Raw genomic sequence first — 1156 nt, forward strand, 5'->3', positions numbered from 1 at the left:
GTAGGTGTTACCCTACCTTCACCCTGGACATGGCTAGATCACACGGTTTCGGGTCTACGGCAACGTACTTGCGCCCTATTCAGACTCGCTTTCGCTGCGGCTCCGTCTCTTCGACTTAACCTCGCACGCTACCGTAACTCGCCGGTTCATTCTACAAAAGGCACGCCGTCACCCTTTTAACGGGCTCCGACTATTTGTAAGCACACGGTTTCAGGTACTGTTTCACTCCCCTCCCGGGGTGCTTTTCACCTTTCCCTCACGGTACTGGTTCACTATCGGTCGCTAGGTAGTATTTAGCCTTAGCAGATGGTCCTGCCAGATTCACGCGGGATTTCACGTGTCCCGCGCTACTCGGGATCCGTCTCGGAGAGACTCTTGTTTGGATTACGCGACTGTCACGCTCTCTGGTCAGCTTTCCCAAACTGTTCATCTACAAGAGTCTTTTGTAACTCCTAGTGAGACGTCCCACAACCCCGCCGGGTAAACCCGACGGTTTAGGCTCTTCCGCGTTCGCTCGCCACTACTGACGGAATCACGTTTGTTTTCTCTTCCTCCGGCTACTTAGATGTTTCAGTTCACCGGGTCTGCCCTCTCATCACCTATGTATTCAGTGAAAGATACCATCCCATTACGGATGGTGGGTTGCCCCATTCGGAGATCCCCGGATCAAAGCGTGCTTACCGCTCCCCGAGGCTTATCGCAGTTCGCTGCGTCCTTCGTCGGCTCCTAGCGCCAAGGCATCCACCGTGTGCCCTTAGTAACTTAACCACGTGTGGTTCGTACTAATAGTACTTACACTTTAAATATCCTTAGCCATACATGCAGTATCCAGTTTTCAAGGAACAAATGTGTAAGCAACTATGAGAGTTGCTCGCCTGGCAACGTCCTACTCTCCCGGCTCCCTGCGGAGCAAGTACCATCGGCGCTGGAGGGCTTAACGGCCGTGTTCGGTATGGGAACGGGTGTGTCCCCTCCGCCATCATCACCAGACTTATTAGGATGTAAGTCGTTCTGCGTTCTCGCATGGACGCGAGTGCTCTTAGCAGAACTTCCTTTCATCTTTTGAAGGATATGCTCCTTCAAAACTGAACAGCGAATGGGCGTTATGGTCGTATCTCCATAGAAAGGAGGTGATCCATCCGCACCTTCCGGTACG

2 rRNA genes are annotated in these 1156 nt (G+C 52.7%); both read right to left on the reverse strand.

The features are described from left to right. Positions 1 to 768, reverse strand: a 23S ribosomal RNA gene (locus ACTHO6_RS21175); the annotation flags it as partial. Positions 769 to 873: 105 nt separating this feature from the next. Next, a 5S ribosomal RNA gene (rrf, locus tag ACTHO6_RS21180) occupies positions 874 to 990 on the reverse strand. Between the last annotated feature and the right edge of the window lie 166 nt (positions 991 to 1156).

It is taken from the genome of Brevibacillus sp. SAFN-007a, assembly GCF_051967035.1.
Taxonomy (GTDB): Bacteria; Bacillota; Bacilli; order Brevibacillales; family Brevibacillaceae; genus Brevibacillus.